Source organism: Bartonella sp. Raccoon60, assembly GCF_002022585.1.
Taxonomy (GTDB): Bacteria; Pseudomonadota; Alphaproteobacteria; order Rhizobiales; family Rhizobiaceae; genus Bartonella; species Bartonella rochalimae.
Map to the genome: position 1 here is coordinate 81,516 of NZ_CP019786.1, position 16,869 is coordinate 98,384.

A 16,869-nucleotide genomic window follows, 5' to 3' on the forward strand; every position below is an offset into this window, starting at 1 on the left:
GACACAAGATTATTCTACATAGTTTTACAATATTTCTTTATAAAGCAGTTATTCCGTTATTGCAGGATTTTTTCTGGTTTGGTTAAAGATTTTGAGGAAAAGAAAATAGCTATTTTTGCAAAAGAGTTTCATTTTGATCAATGAATAAAGATAGTGTGATTGAGGAATTGGTATTCGAGTTATCACTCAGATCACCTGGCATTATCTGAGATTAGTGGATGAACTAAAAGGAAGATAAAGAGTGCATATTTTTATTGTCGTTTCTCAAAGACTTCTATAAACATAAGAAATAGTAACCATAGAAGGCAACATTTCTTTTGTATTTACTTGGGAATTGAAGCACGCTGTAGGAGAGATAGAGTGAAAATTGGTGTGGCATTCGGTGGTGGAGGGGCTCGTGGTTTAGGTCATCTTCCAGTGATTGGGGCATTCGAAGATTTAGGCTTGAAACCAAATGTTATTGCAGGATCTTCTATTGGTTCTATTGTTGGTGCTGGTGTGGCTTCCGGAATGACAGAGACTGATTGGAAAGAGTATTTTTTATCAACTTTTTCTAACTCAAATGATATTTTAAAGCGTTTATGGTCTTTAATGCCGACGTCATGGAGAGCGCTTTGTGAATGCAGTTTCCATCTTTTTCAATTTAATTTGGAGTTAATTTTAGAAAATTTTTTACCATTGAACTTTCCGAGAGATTTTTGTGCATTAGAAATTCCTTTTTGTGCTGTAGCTTCAAATTTAAAAACAGCAGAGATGGTCATTATTCAAGAAGGAGATTTGCGTTCTGCTTTGGCAGCTTCTTCTGCTCTTCCTGGTTTATTTAGGCCTGTTTTACGCAATCATGATTTTTTGATTGATGGGGCGATTTGTAATCCAGTCCCTTTTGATTGTTTTACTGAATCAGTTGATCTTTCAATTGGTGTTGATGTTACAGGGCTTCCGATTATTGAATGTAAAAATGGACACTTTTCTGTTTCTGAAAGTCTTGTTGCTACAGGTATTATAGGACAACAAGCGCTTGTGACAGCACGTTTGCAGTGTGCAAAATTAGATCTTTTATTATGTCCTCCTGTTAATGGGATCCAAATTTTAAATTTTTTTGAAGTCAAAGAAATTTTAAAACGTGTAGAGCCGTTTCGTGAAAAAGCTAAAAGGCAAATTTCTGAATTAGTTGAAAGAAAAATGATACATAGTGGCTTATAACTTTTAACTATAAATAGACAAAAATTATATTTTTCATTTAAAATTTCTTATTAAGAATGAATAATTACTATTTAAAGGATATTTAGGAAGATGAACAAAAAACAGCTTGATAAAGCTAGTTCGTTGGTTGAAGCGGCAAAGCGTTTTGGAGCAGATGCTGCTGATGCTGTTGTTATCCACTCAAATTCTGTTTGTGTAGCAGTTCGTCTTGGCAAAGTAGAATCGACTGAAGCTTCAGAAAGTGATGATTTTACATTGAGGGTTTTTGTTGGTAAAAAAGTGGCAAGTGTTTCTGCTAATTTTGTTGTTAATCCGCAAGAATTAGCAGAACGTGTTATTGCAATGGCTAAAGCCTCGCCTGATAGTTTATTTGAAGGTTTGGCGGATAAAGAGTGTTTAGTTACTCATCCTAAAGATCTTGATCTTTTTGATCATTTTGTTCCACAAAGTCATTTTTTAACACAAGATGCTTTGCAAATGGAAGCAGCAGCCCTTGATGTAAAGGGTGTGAGCAATTCTGGCGGTGCAGCAACAGCTTATGGCAAGAATGGGTTTGTTCTTGTGAATAGTGATGGTTTTTATGGATCTTATTGTTCCAGCTATTTTTCGCGTTCTTGTAGTGCTCTTGCTGGTGAGGGAACGGAAATGGAGCGAGATTATGATTATACGACGGCTTTACATTTCTCTGATTTAGAATCAGCAGATACGGTAGGTAAAAATGCTGGATTAGGAGCAGTTCGACGTTTAGGAGCAGTTCGTGCAGAAACTGGGGTTGTGAATGTTGTTTTTGATCCACGTGTGGCTCGTGGAATTGCGGGTCATATTGCGTCTATGGTTAATGGAGCATCAATTGCTCGCAAAACAAGCCTTTTGCAAAATTTAAGGGGTGAAAGGGTTATGAAGGCGGGTATTAATGTTATGGATCAACCTTTAAGATTACGCGGAAATGCTTCTCGTCCTTTTGATGGTGAAGGGGTAGAAGGACATACACTGAATATTATTGAAAATGGTGTTTTAAAAAACTGGCTTCTTTCATCATCTTCAGCTCGTGAATTAGGACTTAAAACAAATGGCCGTGGTGTACGTTCTGCATCCCTTGTTCAGCCAGCAAGCACTAATTTTTCTATTGAACCAGGTTTAGTATCACCTCATGATATGATAAAAAGTGTGCAAAATGGTTTTTATGTTACAGAATTGTTTGGGCATGGTGTTGATTTTATTACAGGGCAATATAGTCGTGGAGCTTCTGGTTTTTGGATTGAAAATGGCGAAATCACTTATCCAGTGAGTGAAGTAACGCTAGGATCTGATCTCCTCCATATGTTAGCGCATTTAGTCCCTGCGAATGATATTGATCGACGTTATGGTACATCGGCACCGACATTATTAATTGAAGGAATGATCCTTGCAGGAAAATAATGCACATTATTATGCCGACTTAAATCTTTTGCTCGATGTTTGTTGGGAGGCAGGAGATTTAGCAATGAAGTATTTTGGATGTGAGTTCGATGTTTGGTTTAAAGATGGTAATTCACCAGTTAGTGAAGCGGATGTTGCTATAGATGTTTTTTTAAAAGAAAAACTTCTTAGTGCACGTCCGGATTATGGCTGGATTTCAGAAGAAACAGAAGATAAGAGGGGAGAAGCTATTTATAAACGCTGTTTTGTAGTTGATCCCATTGATGGGACTCGAGGTTTTCTTTCTGGAAGTATTGAGTGGTGTATTTCTGTTGCTATTATTGAGAATAATCGTCCTATTGTAGGTGTTTTACAATGTCCTGCTAAAGGTGAAATATATGCAGCTGTAACAGGGGAAGGGGCAACATTGAATGGCGTTAAGCTGCCCCTTTTAAAACCTAATATCAATCGAAAATATAGGATTTCGATTGATCGATCAATTGCGCAAAAATTACCATATGATTTTAGCAACCGAATCAGTTTGTTTCGTTATATTCCTTCTCTTGCTTACCGTATTGTTCTTATTGCTCAAGGTGAAATTGATATTGTATTGGTTCGTCCGAATTGTCATGATTGGGATATTGCTGCTGCTGATCTTGTTTTACAGGAGTGTGGTGGATGTCTTATGTCGCTTGAGGCGCCATTTATTTCTTATGGAATTGAAGCTTATCAAGATGGTTTTTTAGTTGCTGGTGAAAGTAATTGTTGTCAAAATATGATACATGTTGTTCGTCAAGCAAAGTTAGTTTAATCAAATAAAAAATCTTAAATTTTAAAACGATACGGAGGGTAAATATGGCTGAAGTCAACGAAAAGAGACAATTATTGCATCTTGTGTTTGGTGGGGAATTAAAAGATCTAAATGATAATCAATTTAGAGATCCCAGTAATTTGGATGTGGTTGGGATTTTTCCAGACTATCAATCAGCTCAGGAAGCATGGCGGGCAAAAGCGCAAAGCAGTGTAGATAATGCATTACAACGTTATTATGTTGTGCCTTTACATCAGTTTCTTGATTACTCAACAAGCGATAGATCATAAAGTTTAAATATTCAATTATTGTTTTTTATTCTACGAAAATACTACAAGATTGAGTTTGCTAATTTTAATGTCGTTATGAGAGAAGCTTTTAACAAGAAAAAAAATGGAATTTTGAAAAAAATTTGGCGGGATAATCGTCATTCATTAATGAAAACATGGTTTGTAAAAGTTTTTGTTGTATGGATTTTGACGAGCTATCTGCGCTTTGTTTATTGGACGAATCCGCGGTTAAAATGCTCAGATGATATGAGCAAAATATATAATGCTTATAATCCGTTTATTATAACCTTTTGGCATGGACGTCATATTATGGGGCCTTTTTTACGTTCTCAAGGTGAGGAAGTTATTGCTATGTTTTCTCGTTCTGCTGATGCAGAAATAAATGCACAATTGGCCCAAAAATTAGGACTTGAAATTGTTCGTGGTTCAGGGGGGCGCGGTAAAACCCAACACACTCATAAAGGAGGAGCAAAAGCATTGTTAACGCTTAAAAATGCTCTTAAATCTGGTAAAACAGCTGCTATGATTGCAGATATCTCGTGTGGAAAAGCACGTGAGTCGGGAAAAGGAATTATTTTATTAGCTAAATTATCTGGCCGTCCTATTATACCTTGTGTATATGCGTTTTCGCGAGAAAAAATTCTTGAAAAAACATGGGATAAAACTGCAATTCCACTTCCTTTTGGGCGTTCAATTGTTCTCGCAGGTGAAGCATTTTTTGTTCCTAAAGATGCAGATGATTCTTTGTTAGAAGAAAAACGTATACAATTAACAAGCATAATGAATCATTTGACAGATGAAGCTTACAGCTATCTCAAAACAAGGAAATAAGGGGTTTAAAATGATGGAGTTAAAGGCACGTGTGGCTCTTTCAATCTATCGGATAGTTGGCTTTTGTTTACACCCTGTGGTACCACTTTATTTGTTTTTTAGAGCGATGCGTGGGAAAGAAGAACGAGGACGACATAAGGAACGTTTAGGTAAAAGCAAAAAAGCACGTCCTCAAAGTCCGTTAATTTGGTTTCATGCGGCGAGTATTGGAGAAACAGTAGCTCTTTTACCACTCATTAATTACATTTTATCTTTAAAGATACAAGTATTATTGACAACATGTACTGTGACATCTTCTACTCTTGTTAAGAAATATTTTGGCAATCGATTAATTCATCAATATGCTCCATTAGATTTAGAATTAGCTGTGCGTCATTTTATTAGTCATTGGAAACCTGATTTGGCATTGATTTGTGAATCTGAGATTTGGCCTTTACGTATTAAAGAACTTGCTAAAATGCGCATTCCACAGATTTTGGTTAATGCCCGTATGTCGGAACAGTCTTTTAAAGCTTGGCACAAACGACTCTTTCTTGCTAAACATATTTTTAAACATATTGATGTGGCTATTGGCCAAAATGAAACAGATGTAACATATTATTATACACTTGGTGTAAAATCAGTTGCACTTTCTGGTAATCTTAAGGCTGAGGTGTGTCCGGTTGAGGATCAGGAATTACTTGCGCATTATTGTAAGGCTATCGGTAATCGTCCAGTTTGGGCAGCTGTTTCAACCCATGAAGGAGAAGAAAAAATTGCTTGTGAAGTTCATAAAATGCTCAAGAGTTATTTTCCAGATTTATTAACGATTATTGTTCCACGTCATCCTGAACGTTCAGAAGATATTATTAGAGTATGTGATCAAGAAGATTTGCGTTATGTTCTTAGAAATAGCAATATCGTTCCAGATATAGATACGGATATTTTATTAGGGGATACGATTGGAGAAATGGGTCTTTTTCTTCGTTTATCGAAAGTTGCTTTCATTGGTAAATCATTGTGTGACTATGGTGGGCATAATCCATTAGAGCTTGCTTTGCTTGGAGTAGCTATTTTAACAGGGCCTCATATCGCAAATTTTCAAAATACATTTGAGCGATTTTTATCCTGTGATGCGGCTTATATAGTTGAAGATACAATGCAACTTGCTGTTCAAGTGAATAAATTTTTAACAAATGAAACCTTGCGAAAAGAAGTGACCGATAAGGCTTATGAAGTAGCAACAAGTATGGCTGGTGCACTTGAGTGTACATTAAAGGTTCTTGATCCATTTTTGCAACCACTTGTGATACAGATGGGTTTAAGGCAGTGTCAAAAATAGGCATGCATATTTGTTCTCCACGCTTTTGGTGGAAAAATAAAAGCTTTTTGCGTTTTTTATTAGCACCAATTGCTGGAGTTTATGGTTATTGTGCACGATTCTGTATGGAAAGAGAGCCTCTTGCTATTGATTTGCCAGTTTTGTGTGTTGGAAATTTTACATTAGGCGGGGCAGGTAAAACACCTGTTGTTATTGCTTTTGCCCAGGTGGCTAAGGAACTTGGCTTAATACCTGGTATTGTATCACGTGGTTATGGTGGAAGAGTCAAGAAAGTACATCTCGTTGATGTTAAATGTGATAATGCATGCGATGTTGGTGATGAGTCGCTTTTACTTGCACGTCACGCTTTTGTTGCTATATCACCTGATCGTTATGCAGCAGCACAACGGCTTAAAGAAAATGGATGTAATTTTATTTTAATGGATGATGGTTTTCAAAGCCGTCGCCTTTATATGGATTATGCATTGCTTGTTGTGGATGCAATGCGTGGTTTTGGTAATAAAGCTGTTTTTCCAGCGGGACCTTTACGTGCACCATTAAAAACGCAATTATCTTTCATGGACAGCGTTTTAGTCATTGGTTGTTTGGATGAGAGTGATGAGGTAGCTCTTTTTGTTTCACGCACCGGAAAACCTTTGCGTTATGGGCATTTTAAATCACATGTTAATGATGAAGTTGCTGGAAAATCTTTTTTAGCATTTGCAGGTATTGGCAATCCAGATAAATTTTTCAAATCCATTAAAGAAATGTCTGGTCATGTTGTGCAAGCTTATTCTTATCCTGATCATTATTTTTTTACAGCTACGGATCTAAAGAATTTGGCACGGAAGGCCAAAATTCATAATCTGTGGCTAGCTACGACTGCTAAGGACTATATACGCATACAGGCTAACAATTTACATAAAATCTTAGAAAATCTTATTGTCTTTGATGTTAAAGTTGATTTTGTTCAAAGAGATTTTTGTCGTATGCTTCTTGAGGAGACTATTGCTCGTTTTAAGAAACGAAATATCACCTTTAATTGATATATTTAAAAGCATATGGATACTATTTTAGAGTTTCTTATAGGTTATTTTATGTTTTTTAGTAATTGACTAAGATATGGATTACACTCAAGTTCACGCTGATAGGATAATTCACAACTGGCATATGCTTCTTGACGCTGATGATTCCAGTATTTGAGATCATCGATAGGGATTTTTTGTCCACTAACTGCACAAATAGTATAAGTTCCATATTTAACAATTTTATAACTATTATTAAAATAATGGATTGTTGCTTCGCATTCATTATGAGAGAACATATTTTATGCGCCCTTTCTATGTATTTATGAAAAAATAATGCTGATAAAATATTATAGATATTTTATAAAGTTGAGCATAAATGAAGCAAGTAGTTTTTAGTCAAAATAGTTATGAAATTTTATTTTCTACCAAAAAGGCGTTCTATATCAGCGAGTTTAAGTTCAATATAAGTAGGACGTCCATGGTTACATGTGGCTGAATTAGGCGTTGCTTCTATTTGTCGTAAAAGTGCATTCATTTCTTCAGGATGCAAAAGACGTCCTGAACGTATTGAACTATGACAGGCCATAGTTGCTGCAACATAATCAAGCATTCCTTTTAAATTATCTATTGTGTCATATTCAGCTGCTTCATCGGCGAGATCTTTAATTAAAGCTTGGACATTAATTTCTCCTAACATCGAAGGTGTTTCGTGTACAGCGACTGCCCCAATTCCAAAGGATTCAATTCCTAATCCAAATTTTTTTAAAGCATCTTTGTGAGATAAAAGGCATGTGGCATCTTCTTCAGAGAGTTCTACAATTTCAGGAATAAGTAATAATTGTGAAGGAAGTGGCTTAGAATACAGAGCATTTTTAAGTGCTTCATAAACCAGTCTCTCATGAGCAGCATGCTGGTCTACAATGACAAGACTATCTTGAGTTTGAGCGACAATATAGTTTTTATGGATTTGCGCTCTTGCTGCCCCTAAAGGATAATGTAATTCTTCTGATGTTAGTGCATTAATTGTAGCGCGTGTATCACCACTTGGTGTGCTAAGATGCTCCATAATAGGAACCGTATCTTCTTGGAAGTCAATAGAGCTGTTTATATCTAATGGTTTATGAAATATTGATGTAAGGTTTGGATCAATATGGCGTGGTCGTGCATCATAAGAAAAAGGTTGATGCATTTTTGCAGTTTCTAAAGGTTCTGTTCGAAACATAGCCAACATGGCTTCAGAGCCTGTTGATGTAGGGCGAATGCCAGTTTGATGCAATGCTTCACGGATCGCTCCAATAATTAAACCACGAATGAGACTTGGGTCGCGAAACCGCACGTCCATTTTTGCAGGGTGTACATTAACGTCTACATCAGTGGGTGGTAAATGAATAAAAAGAATGGCTACAGCATGACGATCTCGAGCAATAACATCGGCATATGCTCCTCGGATTGCTCCCCACAGGAGTTTATCACGTACTGGACGCCCATTAACATAAGCAAATTGATGAAGGCTGTTACTGCGATTGAAAGATGGCAAACCGATAAAACCGGTTAGATGAACAGATTCACGTTTAGCATCGAGGATAAGGCTGTTTGGAGCAAATTCTTTTCCCATAATTTGTGTAATGCGTTGTAATTGCCCTTGGGTATTTTGTTCCATAGCAGGAAATTCCATGGGAGCTCGATCTATACCGGCCAGAGAAAAACGGATATGTGGAAAGGCGATTGCAATTCGTTTAATTGTATCCGTGATAGCAATTGTTTCAGAACGATCAGATTTCATAAATTTCAATCGTGCTGGTGTAACAAAAAAGAGATCACGCACTTCAACGATAGTTCCAGGATTAGCAGCAGAGGGTTTTGGTCCTTCAATTTTTCCCGCATTAACAATAATTTCAGCTGCGCTATCGGAATTTTTTGTTCGTGAGGTCAGTTTAAGTTTTGAAACAGAACCAATAGAGGGCAATGCTTCTCCACGAAAACCAAGAAAACAGATATTATGTACATCATCAGTAATTTTAGATGTACAATGCCGAGAAATTGCTAAAGTTAATTGATCTTCTGGGATACCACAACCATTGTCACTCACTCTTATCAGGCTTTTTCCACCATTTGCTATGACAATTTCGATACGACTTGCTCCTGCATCAATAGCATTTTCAATAAGCTCTTTAACAACATTAGCGGGTCGTTCAATAACTTCACCTGCTGCAATTTGATTAATAATAGTTTCGCTAAGATGACGTATAATCATATCTGAATTTTAACGAGTTTTTCTCTTATTGTATAGAATACTTTCAACTATAATAACACTATTTATCAACTTTTATGCAAAAAAAGCTGAAAATGTATTCTAAAAAATGAGTATATAGGTTGTGAGTAAAAAGTTATCTATGATGAATTCTAGAGTTTGTCCTACGGAAGAGCACTTTACCGAATGCTGTTTTATAGGTTAAAATCATTTATTACGCTTGTGAACCAAGTCGTTAAATTTAGAATAAACCATTGGTTATTTTTGAAAGGGTTTGCTCCAGTTAATAATACTGATAAAAAGGGAGAAAAAGATGGAAGGCACAACATATGATGCGCATGAATGGTATTCTTGCTGATAGTGATATACATGATTTAATTAACAATGGTATGGTTCATGCCATTGACTCTCTTGATGAGAGGCAAATACAACCTGCAAGTCTTGATTTACGTTTAGGAAATAAAGCATATCGTATACGCGCTTCTTTTATGCCAGGGCTTGATGCAACCGTTATTGATAAACTTGAACGATTAAAGTTGCATGAATTTGATTTACAAGATGGAGCGGTTTTAGAAACGGGTTGTGTTTATATCGTTCCTCTTTTAGAAAATTTAGCCTTATCAAAAGTTTTGTCTGCGGTTGCTAATCCTAAAAGTTCTACGGGGCGGTTGGATGTTTTTACGCGCGTGATTTCAGACTACGCTCAGGAATTTGATAAAATTTGTTCGGGTTATCATGGTCCACTTTATCTCGAAATTAGTCCACGAACATTTCCGATTTTGGTCCGTACGGGTTCACGCTTATCACAACTTCGATTTCGTAAAGGGTATAGTTATTTAAAAGAAGTTGAATTATATGCGTTGCATAAAAGTGAAATGCTTGTATCTGATGATACTCCTAATATTAACGATGGTGGTATTGGAATTTCCATTAATTTAGAAGGCCATGAAAATGGACTTATTGGGTATCGGGGTAAACGTCATACTGGTGTTATCGATGTTGATAAAAGCGCTGTTGCTCCTATTTTAGATTTTTGGGAACCTATTTATGATGATGGAACAAGAGAAATAGTTCTTGATCCCCATGAATTTTATATTTTAGTTTCACGAGAGGCTATTCATATTCCTCCCTTTTATGCCGCTGAAATGAAACCATTCGATCCCTTAGTGGGAGAATTTAGGGTACATTATGCAGGTTTTTTTGATCCAGGATTTGGGAGTATGGCAATAAGTAGAAAAGGAGCGCATGCAGTTTTAGAAGTAAGGAACCACGAAGTTCCGTTTATTTTAGAGCACGGGCAAATCATCGGCCGTTTGATTTATGAACATATGCTTAATCGGCCAGTGAAACTTTATGGAGATGGTATTGGATCACATTATCAAGAACAAGGGTTAAAATTATCTAAGCATTTTAAATGAGTTTAACAATATAAATTTTAACAAAATATATACAAGAGATTTGCCGTTGAAAAAATCTTTTTGTATTTTACTGGGGTAATGGTGTTACTATGATTATTTCTTCAACAGTTGATTATCGCGAAGCAGCAAAACGCCGCTTACCTTCTTTTCTATTTCACTACATTGATGGTGGTGCTTATGCTGAAGAAACAATGCGGCGTAATTGTACAGATCTTCAAGAACTTGCATTACGTCAACGGATTCTAAAGCAAGTTGGTGACGTTGATCTTTCAACGGAGATTTTGGGTCAAAAACTTGGTATGCCAATTGTACTTGCGCCTGTCGGGTTGACTGGTATGTATGCACGTCGTGGTGAAGTAAAAGCTGCACGTGCAGCTGTTGCGAAAGGTATTCCTTTCACTTTGTCCTCAGTCTCAGTTTGTCCTATTTCAGAAGTACATGCAGCAGTTGGAAAAGAATTTTGGTTTCAACTTTATGTTCTTAAGGATCGTGGGTTTATGCGGGATGTACTGGAAAGATCCTGGGCTTCTGGTGTTCGTACCTTGGTTTTTACAGTTGATATGCCAGTTCCTGGAGCACGTTATCGTGATGGTCATTCGGGGATGTCTGGGCCTTATGCTGGATTGCGACGTATTATACAGTCTATTTTTCACCCACATTGGGCTTGGAATGTTGGTGTTATGGGGCACCCACATGATCTTGGAAATGTTTCTACTTATCTTAAAAAGAAAACGACATTAAAAGATTATATTGGTTGGCTTGGTGCAAACTTTGACCCATCAATTAGTTGGGGTGATTTGCAATGGATTAGAGACTTTTGGAAAGGAAAAATGATTTTAAAAGGTATTCTTGATCCAGAGGATGCACGTGAAGCTGTACGATTTGGAGCTGATGGTATTGTTGTTTCCAATCACGGTGGGCGTCAGCTTGATGGGGTATTGTCAACAGCGCGGGCATTGCCGAAAATTGCGGATATTATAAAAGGCGATTTAACCATTTTAGTTGATTCTGGTATTCGTTCTGGCCTTGACGTAGTTCGTATGATAGCGCAAGGTGCGGATGCTGTTATGATTGGTCGTGCTTTTGTTTATGCGCTTGCCGCAGCGGGTGAGAAAGGTGTTACTCATCTCTTGGAACTTTTTTCTCAAGAAATGCGTGTGGCTATGACATTAACTGGTGTACGTACAATTAAAGAAATTACACGTGAGAATTTAGTTCGTCCAGAGAATCTAAAGGGTGATCAAGATAAGAAGAGTTTAGTGTTGTAGATTACCCAAAGTTATTTTTATTAAATACGATAAAGAGTATGACATATTGTTGTGTGATGCCCTTGTACTCTTATCAGTAATTTTTGATAAATTTTATAATGTGCCTTCAACACATTATGTTATGGTATTTTTGCAAATAGATCGATAATTTTTTCTAAAAATTAAATCTATTTAATAAAAACAATAACTTCCACAAGATAAAAAAAGATATTAATAGGTTTGTATTAATATGAAAAATATTTTATCTTTTATAAAAAATCCTGCAACTGCTCTTAAATTGGAAAAAAATTATATAATTAGCGCTACGACAAAAATCTCAGATTATAAAGATAGTCGTGTTGTAATGGAGTATGTGAATAATTTATTTAGATTGTAGAAAATTAATTCTGGAATATTGAAATTCTCATTCAAAATTTTATCCATAATTTTAAAAATAAGAATTCATTAATTCTAAGAATTAGAAGTCAAATGGCTTAAATAAATCATCAATATATTTTCATATGGTTTGGAAATATTTTAATCATTTTTTTCCGATCCTTAAGAATAAAATCCTTGCAGTTGATGTGAATGGCTATTACTTTTTTGAGGGAGTAATGAGTGGAACGGATTTTTTGACTGTAAGTGCAATAAATGACGCAATCAGAACTTTAAAAAAGTCACCTACCATAAATCCTAATGACATTGTTAAAGCTGTCAATAAAGGAATTTTAGAAATATAAACGATCCAAGATATTCCAAAGAGATAGACAACTCCAATTCCACCTATACTATTTATTATAACCAATTTTATAAAATTTAGTCGTCGCCAAAACAATTTAACCATAAGACCAATAAAGAATGCTGCAAATGGATAACCAATCATGTAGCCACCACCAGGTCCCCAAAAACACCAATGCCTCCACGTCCACCAGCCAACAGAGGTAAGCCGATAGCGACCAGAAAAAGAAATAATGCTGATGCTGCAGCGCCTCTTTTTGCTCCAAGGATAGATCCAGCTAACATTGGCCCCATAGATTGAGCAGTAATAGGAAGGCCAAGAAAAAAAGGAAGAAAAATAGGAGGAAAAAAACCTAGAACTGCATAAAGGGCGGCAAATAAAGAAATATACGTTAAATCCTTGGTTGTCACTGAATTATTTCCTTAAATACAATCGGTTATCATTAGAATCATAAGAGCGCGCATCTAATGCTTCTGCTACTTCTGATGCCATTCTTATTATTCGAATAATTAAGGGTATTGCAAGAGCTATAATGTTTATATTAAGTCCACGCGCTTTCTGTGCTTCACATATCTCATTGAATTTTTCATTAATAACTGGAATAAATCTAATTGCCATAGATAAGGCAATACTTAATTTTGATGGATTAACACCGAAACATTGAAAGAATCGAAACCCTGCTTCAATTGAAGCTATCATGTCTGAAACTTTTGTTGTGAATGAAATAAGTGACGCTAGAGAAATAAGAATAATAAAGCGCAATATAATCGCAAAACCTGTAAACCAATTATCAAAAATAGCTTGAAAAATAAATATAAAGACTAAAAATAGCCATACCGATTTAAACTGTTTTATTATTTTGTTGAAGGGAATTTTAGCTATTTTATATAATAAAGATATAAATAATAAAAAAATAAAAAAGTAGATACCGATGAAACCATAAAGATAATAGTTCCACACAGGATAAGAAGTGATAATTTAATCCCTGGTCTAAGTTGGTGGATGACTGTATCTTGAGAGATATATAAACTAATCATGACATTCTTTTCATATATTCTTTGATTGCAACCAAGGGTATATCATCAACTGCTATTTCTCCTTTATCAAAAACAAGTACTCTATCAAATTCTTTTAGGAATTCCAAATCGTGTGATACAACGATAGTTGTTTGCGGTAATTCTTTAATGGCTTGGGTAACGCGGCGTTTATTTTGTAAATCAAGAGATGTTGTTGGTTCATCAAAAACGATATAGCTTGGTTTCATTGCTACTACACTTGAGATAGCAATTAATTGTTTCTGTCCACCACTTAATAAATGAATGGCATGGTTTCTGAATGCTTGTAGGTTATAATACTGTAAAACTTCATCTACTCGTTTTTTAATTTCATCCTTACTTAATTTTAAGTTTTTAAGCCCAAAAGATAAGTCTTCTTCTACCAATGGTAATACAATTTGATTATCGGGATTTTGAAAAACAAATCCTACTTTCAGTCTTATTGCTTTTGCATCATGTTTTGTATCCAATCCATCAACATTAACAGACCCCCTTGATGGAAGTTGTAAACCATTAATAAGGCGAACAAATGTACTTTTTCCAGAACCGTTTGCACCAATAATTGCAATTCGTTTTTCCGTGAGATTTACGGTAATATTTTTCAAAACACATAAATCATCAAAAATCTGCGTTACCTTATCAAATTTTATCGCCAATGTTTATTCCAATCAATTCCTTTATATGATTTCAGAACTATCGTTTGAGTTTATATCCTAATAATAAAAGTGAACACCATATAGGAATGATAATAACTGCTAAACTCATATCAGGCATTTGTGTAGGAATATAGGATTCAATAAAGCTTATTTTTATTCCTATCATTTCAAAGAGTTGGGTAATTAACCCATTTTTTCCTAAACCACTTATAAACATAACACAAAACAATAGTGCAAGAAAAAAAAGACAAAGATAATTTGCATAAGGATAGAAACCAAACACATAAACGAAGGATTTTTCTTGACCTTTATGTGCTTTTCGAAACTTGAAATGCACAATAACAATAATAGCCCAAGTAATAGCTGCTGTTACCGTTGTAATAGCCATGATCCGCATAAAACTATTATTCGGCATAAGAACATTAATGACAATAATTGTTGCAGTACAAATTGATGAAAAAAGAATAGCAACATAAGGAACACAAGTAGCATTAAGTTTACTAAAAATATGCGGTGCATTTTTTTGCATCGCTAAACTATAAAGTATACGACCATTTGAGTAAATACCGCTATTATAGACTGAAATAGCAGCCATAATCACCACGAAATTCAAAATATGACCAGCCGCAGGGATACCTATAGTTTCAAAAATAGTTACAAAAGGACTCCCGTTTTTTTTAATCATATTCCATGGGCTTATCATCATAATTACACTTATAGAACCGATATAAAAAATGATAACACGCCACATAACTTTACGAATGGCTGATGGAATTGTTTTTTGTGGATCTGATGTTTCTCCTGCGGCAATACTAATAAGCTCTGTGCCACCAAAAGAGAACATGAGTACAGCAGTAGCAAATATAACTCCTGTTGCGCCATAAGGAAAAAAACCACCATGATTCCAAAGATAGCTGATACTGGCCTGGCTTTCACTTATCCCCGTTATAATGATAAAAGTTCCAAATACGATCATACCAATAACAGCAATAACTTTAATTAAAGCTAGAGCAAATTCAAATTCTCCGTAAAAACGTACATCTATAAGGTTAATCGATGTGACAAACAAAAGAACCAACAAAGATGATTTCCAATGATCAATCAAAATCCAGTGGTCAAGATAAAACCCAATAACTGTTAGTTCAGTCATACCAACAAGAATATAAAGAAACCAATAATTCCAACCTGTTATAAAACCAGCAAGGCATCCCCAATACTTATAAGCAAAAAAGCTAAAAGCACCTGAAGTTGGTTCTTCTGCTGACATTTCACCAAGTATTCGCATAATAAGATAGATAATGAACCCTCCAACAAGATATGCTAAAATGGTTGAAGGGCCAGCTAATTGAATAGCTTCTGTTGATCCATAGAAAAGACCTGTTCCAATAACACCTCCTAAGGCAATCATTTGAACATGACGATTTTTAAGTCTCCGTTTTAATTCATCGTGTTTTAGCTCAACATTTTTCATTATTCTGATGTATTCAACCTAAATTTTATATAAAAACAAAATACAGTTTCTACATATTTTTGTTCTAGATAAAAAATTACAATAAAAATGAATTCATGTTTATTGTCATGATAATGCAACTTTCTATTTTTTATAACTTATATCAAATATTCTATTAAAATAATAGGAATAAGATATGTTTTACTCTTTAGTTAAATTAATGACGCTTATTTTGTTACATTGACATATATGATAATTCGTTATTGATGGCGTATGTTCTATTAGCACATTAAGCTGGATTATTAAATCCATTTAGTGAAATATTGGCAGTTTCTTTTTTCAGACAGGTATTAATAGTCTCAATCAATTTATATGTAACATTGTATCATTTCTTCTATCTTCAATGCTATTCTTAATAATTTCCCAGCGTGATTTATATTTGGCATTTTGACAATAACATTCTTATATTTTAAGTTACTAACTATAAAAATCGTTTCATAGAATTGCCTGTCAATAAGGAAAATATATTCAATATTAAAGAATTTTTTTTAAGATTTATTATATTTACTCATAAAATAATTTCTCGAGCATTCACATTTTTAAAAAATAACGGAAATTGGCTGTTTTAGTAAGTCCAAATTAAAGATATTTTTTACACTACATTAAAGAAAAATTATAATAAATATAACAACAAGAATAATAATTTGATTCAGTCACTAAACAGACTTTTTAATAAAACACAAAAAATACTTTTATAATTTTGCGAGGGACGAGTATACTAATTTTACTATACTTTTACCAGTGAGGAGGGCGTTCAACAGGAATTTCGGAAGAATTTCGCTCTTCTAAATCGAGTAATCGTTTTGTTAAAGCATTTAATTTTTTAGATATTTCATCTAAACTTTTCCATTGATCAGTCACCACACAAGAAAGTTCTTCAACAAGCTTTTCTTGATGAGCTAGTTTAATCTCTAATTCTGTCATTCTATTGTCATGTGACATCGTCTTCTGACTCCATTTAACTTGATATCTCTAGGTCCAGAAATGAGGAACACTTTTCTATCCAATAATTATCATACTAGTATGCTTTGGATTGTATAAAAACACAAACACTCTTATTTTTTCCATCCAAAAAATAACTTGTCAAATAATTTTTTCACTCTTCGCAAAATTATAAACACTCTTCTAAACA

14 protein-coding genes and 2 pseudogenes are annotated in these 16,869 nt (G+C 34.8%); 9 read left to right on the top strand and 7 right to left on the bottom strand.

Annotation, left to right across the window (positions count from 1 at the left end; genetic code table 11):
- Positions 1-360 precede the first annotated feature (360 nt).
- The 7 genes from Bra60_RS00360 to lpxK all read left to right on the top strand — a co-directional run bounded on the left by Bra60_RS00360 (position 361) and on the right by lpxK (position 6,879).
- The gene (locus Bra60_RS00360; protein WP_078688261.1) at positions 361-1,203 is read left to right on the top strand and encodes a patatin-like phospholipase family protein; all 843 of its coding nucleotides are present in this window, start codon (positions 361-363) and stop codon (positions 1,201-1,203) included.
- A gap of 90 nt (positions 1,204-1,293) precedes the next feature.
- Positions 1,294-2,622, top strand: coding sequence for a TldD/PmbA family protein (locus Bra60_RS00365; protein ID WP_078688262.1), 1,329 nt, complete (start codon positions 1,294-1,296; stop codon positions 2,620-2,622).
- On the top strand, positions 2,609-3,412 hold the full coding sequence (locus Bra60_RS00370) for a 3'(2'),5'-bisphosphate nucleotidase CysQ (RefSeq protein ID WP_078688263.1): 804 nt from the start codon (positions 2,609-2,611) through the stop codon (positions 3,410-3,412). The genes Bra60_RS00365 and Bra60_RS00370 overlap by 14 nt, the downstream gene beginning before the upstream one ends.
- A 44-nt stretch (positions 3,413-3,456) precedes the next feature.
- On the top strand, positions 3,457-3,702 hold the full coding sequence (locus Bra60_RS00375; RefSeq protein ID WP_035005662.1) for a DUF4170 domain-containing protein: 246 nt from the start codon (positions 3,457-3,459) through the stop codon (positions 3,700-3,702).
- 75 nt (positions 3,703-3,777) lie between these two features.
- On the top strand, positions 3,778-4,533 hold the full coding sequence (locus Bra60_RS00380) for a lysophospholipid acyltransferase family protein (RefSeq protein ID WP_035005663.1): 756 nt from the start codon (positions 3,778-3,780) through the stop codon (positions 4,531-4,533).
- Between the two features lie 10 nt (positions 4,534-4,543).
- Entirely contained in the window at positions 4,544-5,854 is a 1,311-nt protein-coding gene (waaA, locus tag Bra60_RS00385) for a lipid IV(A) 3-deoxy-D-manno-octulosonic acid transferase (RefSeq protein WP_035006648.1), read from the top strand.
- A gap of 2 nt (positions 5,855-5,856) precedes the next feature.
- Positions 5,857-6,879 (top strand): tetraacyldisaccharide 4'-kinase, encoded by a 1,023-nt coding sequence (gene lpxK, locus Bra60_RS00390; protein ID WP_078673533.1) that lies wholly within the window; start codon positions 5,857-5,859, stop codon positions 6,877-6,879.
- Between the two features lie 44 nt (positions 6,880-6,923).
- On the opposite strand, the gene Bra60_RS00395 is transcribed toward lpxK, so the two are convergent.
- Both Bra60_RS00395 and mutL read right to left on the bottom strand, forming a co-directional pair.
- Entirely contained in the window at positions 6,924-7,157 is a 234-nt protein-coding gene (locus Bra60_RS00395) for a DUF2093 domain-containing protein (protein ID WP_035005667.1), read from the bottom strand.
- Between the two features lie 119 nt (positions 7,158-7,276).
- Positions 7,277-9,115, bottom strand: coding sequence for a DNA mismatch repair endonuclease MutL (mutL, locus tag Bra60_RS00400; protein WP_078688264.1), 1,839 nt, complete (start codon positions 9,113-9,115; stop codon positions 7,277-7,279).
- A gap of 326 nt (positions 9,116-9,441) precedes the next feature.
- Between mutL and Bra60_RS00405 the strand changes: the two genes are divergently transcribed.
- Both Bra60_RS00405 and lldD read left to right on the top strand, forming a co-directional pair.
- Positions 9,442-10,530, top strand: coding sequence for a 2'-deoxycytidine 5'-triphosphate deaminase (locus Bra60_RS00405; RefSeq protein WP_078688265.1), 1,089 nt, complete (start codon positions 9,442-9,444; stop codon positions 10,528-10,530).
- An 89-nt stretch (positions 10,531-10,619) separates the two neighbouring features.
- The gene (lldD, locus tag Bra60_RS00410) at positions 10,620-11,798 is read left to right on the top strand and encodes an FMN-dependent L-lactate dehydrogenase LldD (protein ID WP_078688266.1); all 1,179 of its coding nucleotides are present in this window, start codon (positions 10,620-10,622) and stop codon (positions 11,796-11,798) included.
- 574 nt (positions 11,799-12,372) lie between these two features.
- On the opposite strand, the pseudogene Bra60_RS00415 reads toward lldD, so the two are convergent.
- From Bra60_RS00415 to Bra60_RS00435, 5 genes and pseudogenes are all read right to left on the bottom strand, one after another.
- Positions 12,373-12,926, bottom strand: a pseudogene (locus Bra60_RS00415) (biotin transporter BioY).
- A gap of 4 nt (positions 12,927-12,930) precedes the next feature.
- Positions 12,931-13,553, bottom strand: a pseudogene (locus Bra60_RS00420) (energy-coupling factor transporter transmembrane component T family protein).
- Positions 13,550-14,227 carry an energy-coupling factor ABC transporter ATP-binding protein gene (locus tag Bra60_RS00425; protein ID WP_078688268.1) on the bottom strand — a complete coding sequence of 226 codons (678 nt, stop codon included), beginning with the start codon at positions 14,225-14,227 and terminating at the stop codon, positions 13,550-13,552. Before Bra60_RS00425 ends, Bra60_RS00420 begins: the two are co-directional and overlap by 4 nt.
- A gap of 37 nt (positions 14,228-14,264) precedes the next feature.
- Positions 14,265-15,698 (bottom strand): amino acid permease, encoded by a 1,434-nt coding sequence (locus Bra60_RS00430; protein WP_078688269.1) that lies wholly within the window; start codon positions 15,696-15,698, stop codon positions 14,265-14,267.
- Positions 15,699-16,472: 774 nt separating this feature from the next.
- Positions 16,473-16,679, bottom strand: a complete 207-nt coding sequence (locus Bra60_RS00435) for a SlyX family protein (protein ID WP_035005680.1) — start codon at positions 16,677-16,679, stop codon at positions 16,473-16,475.
- Positions 16,680-16,869 lie beyond the last annotated feature (190 nt).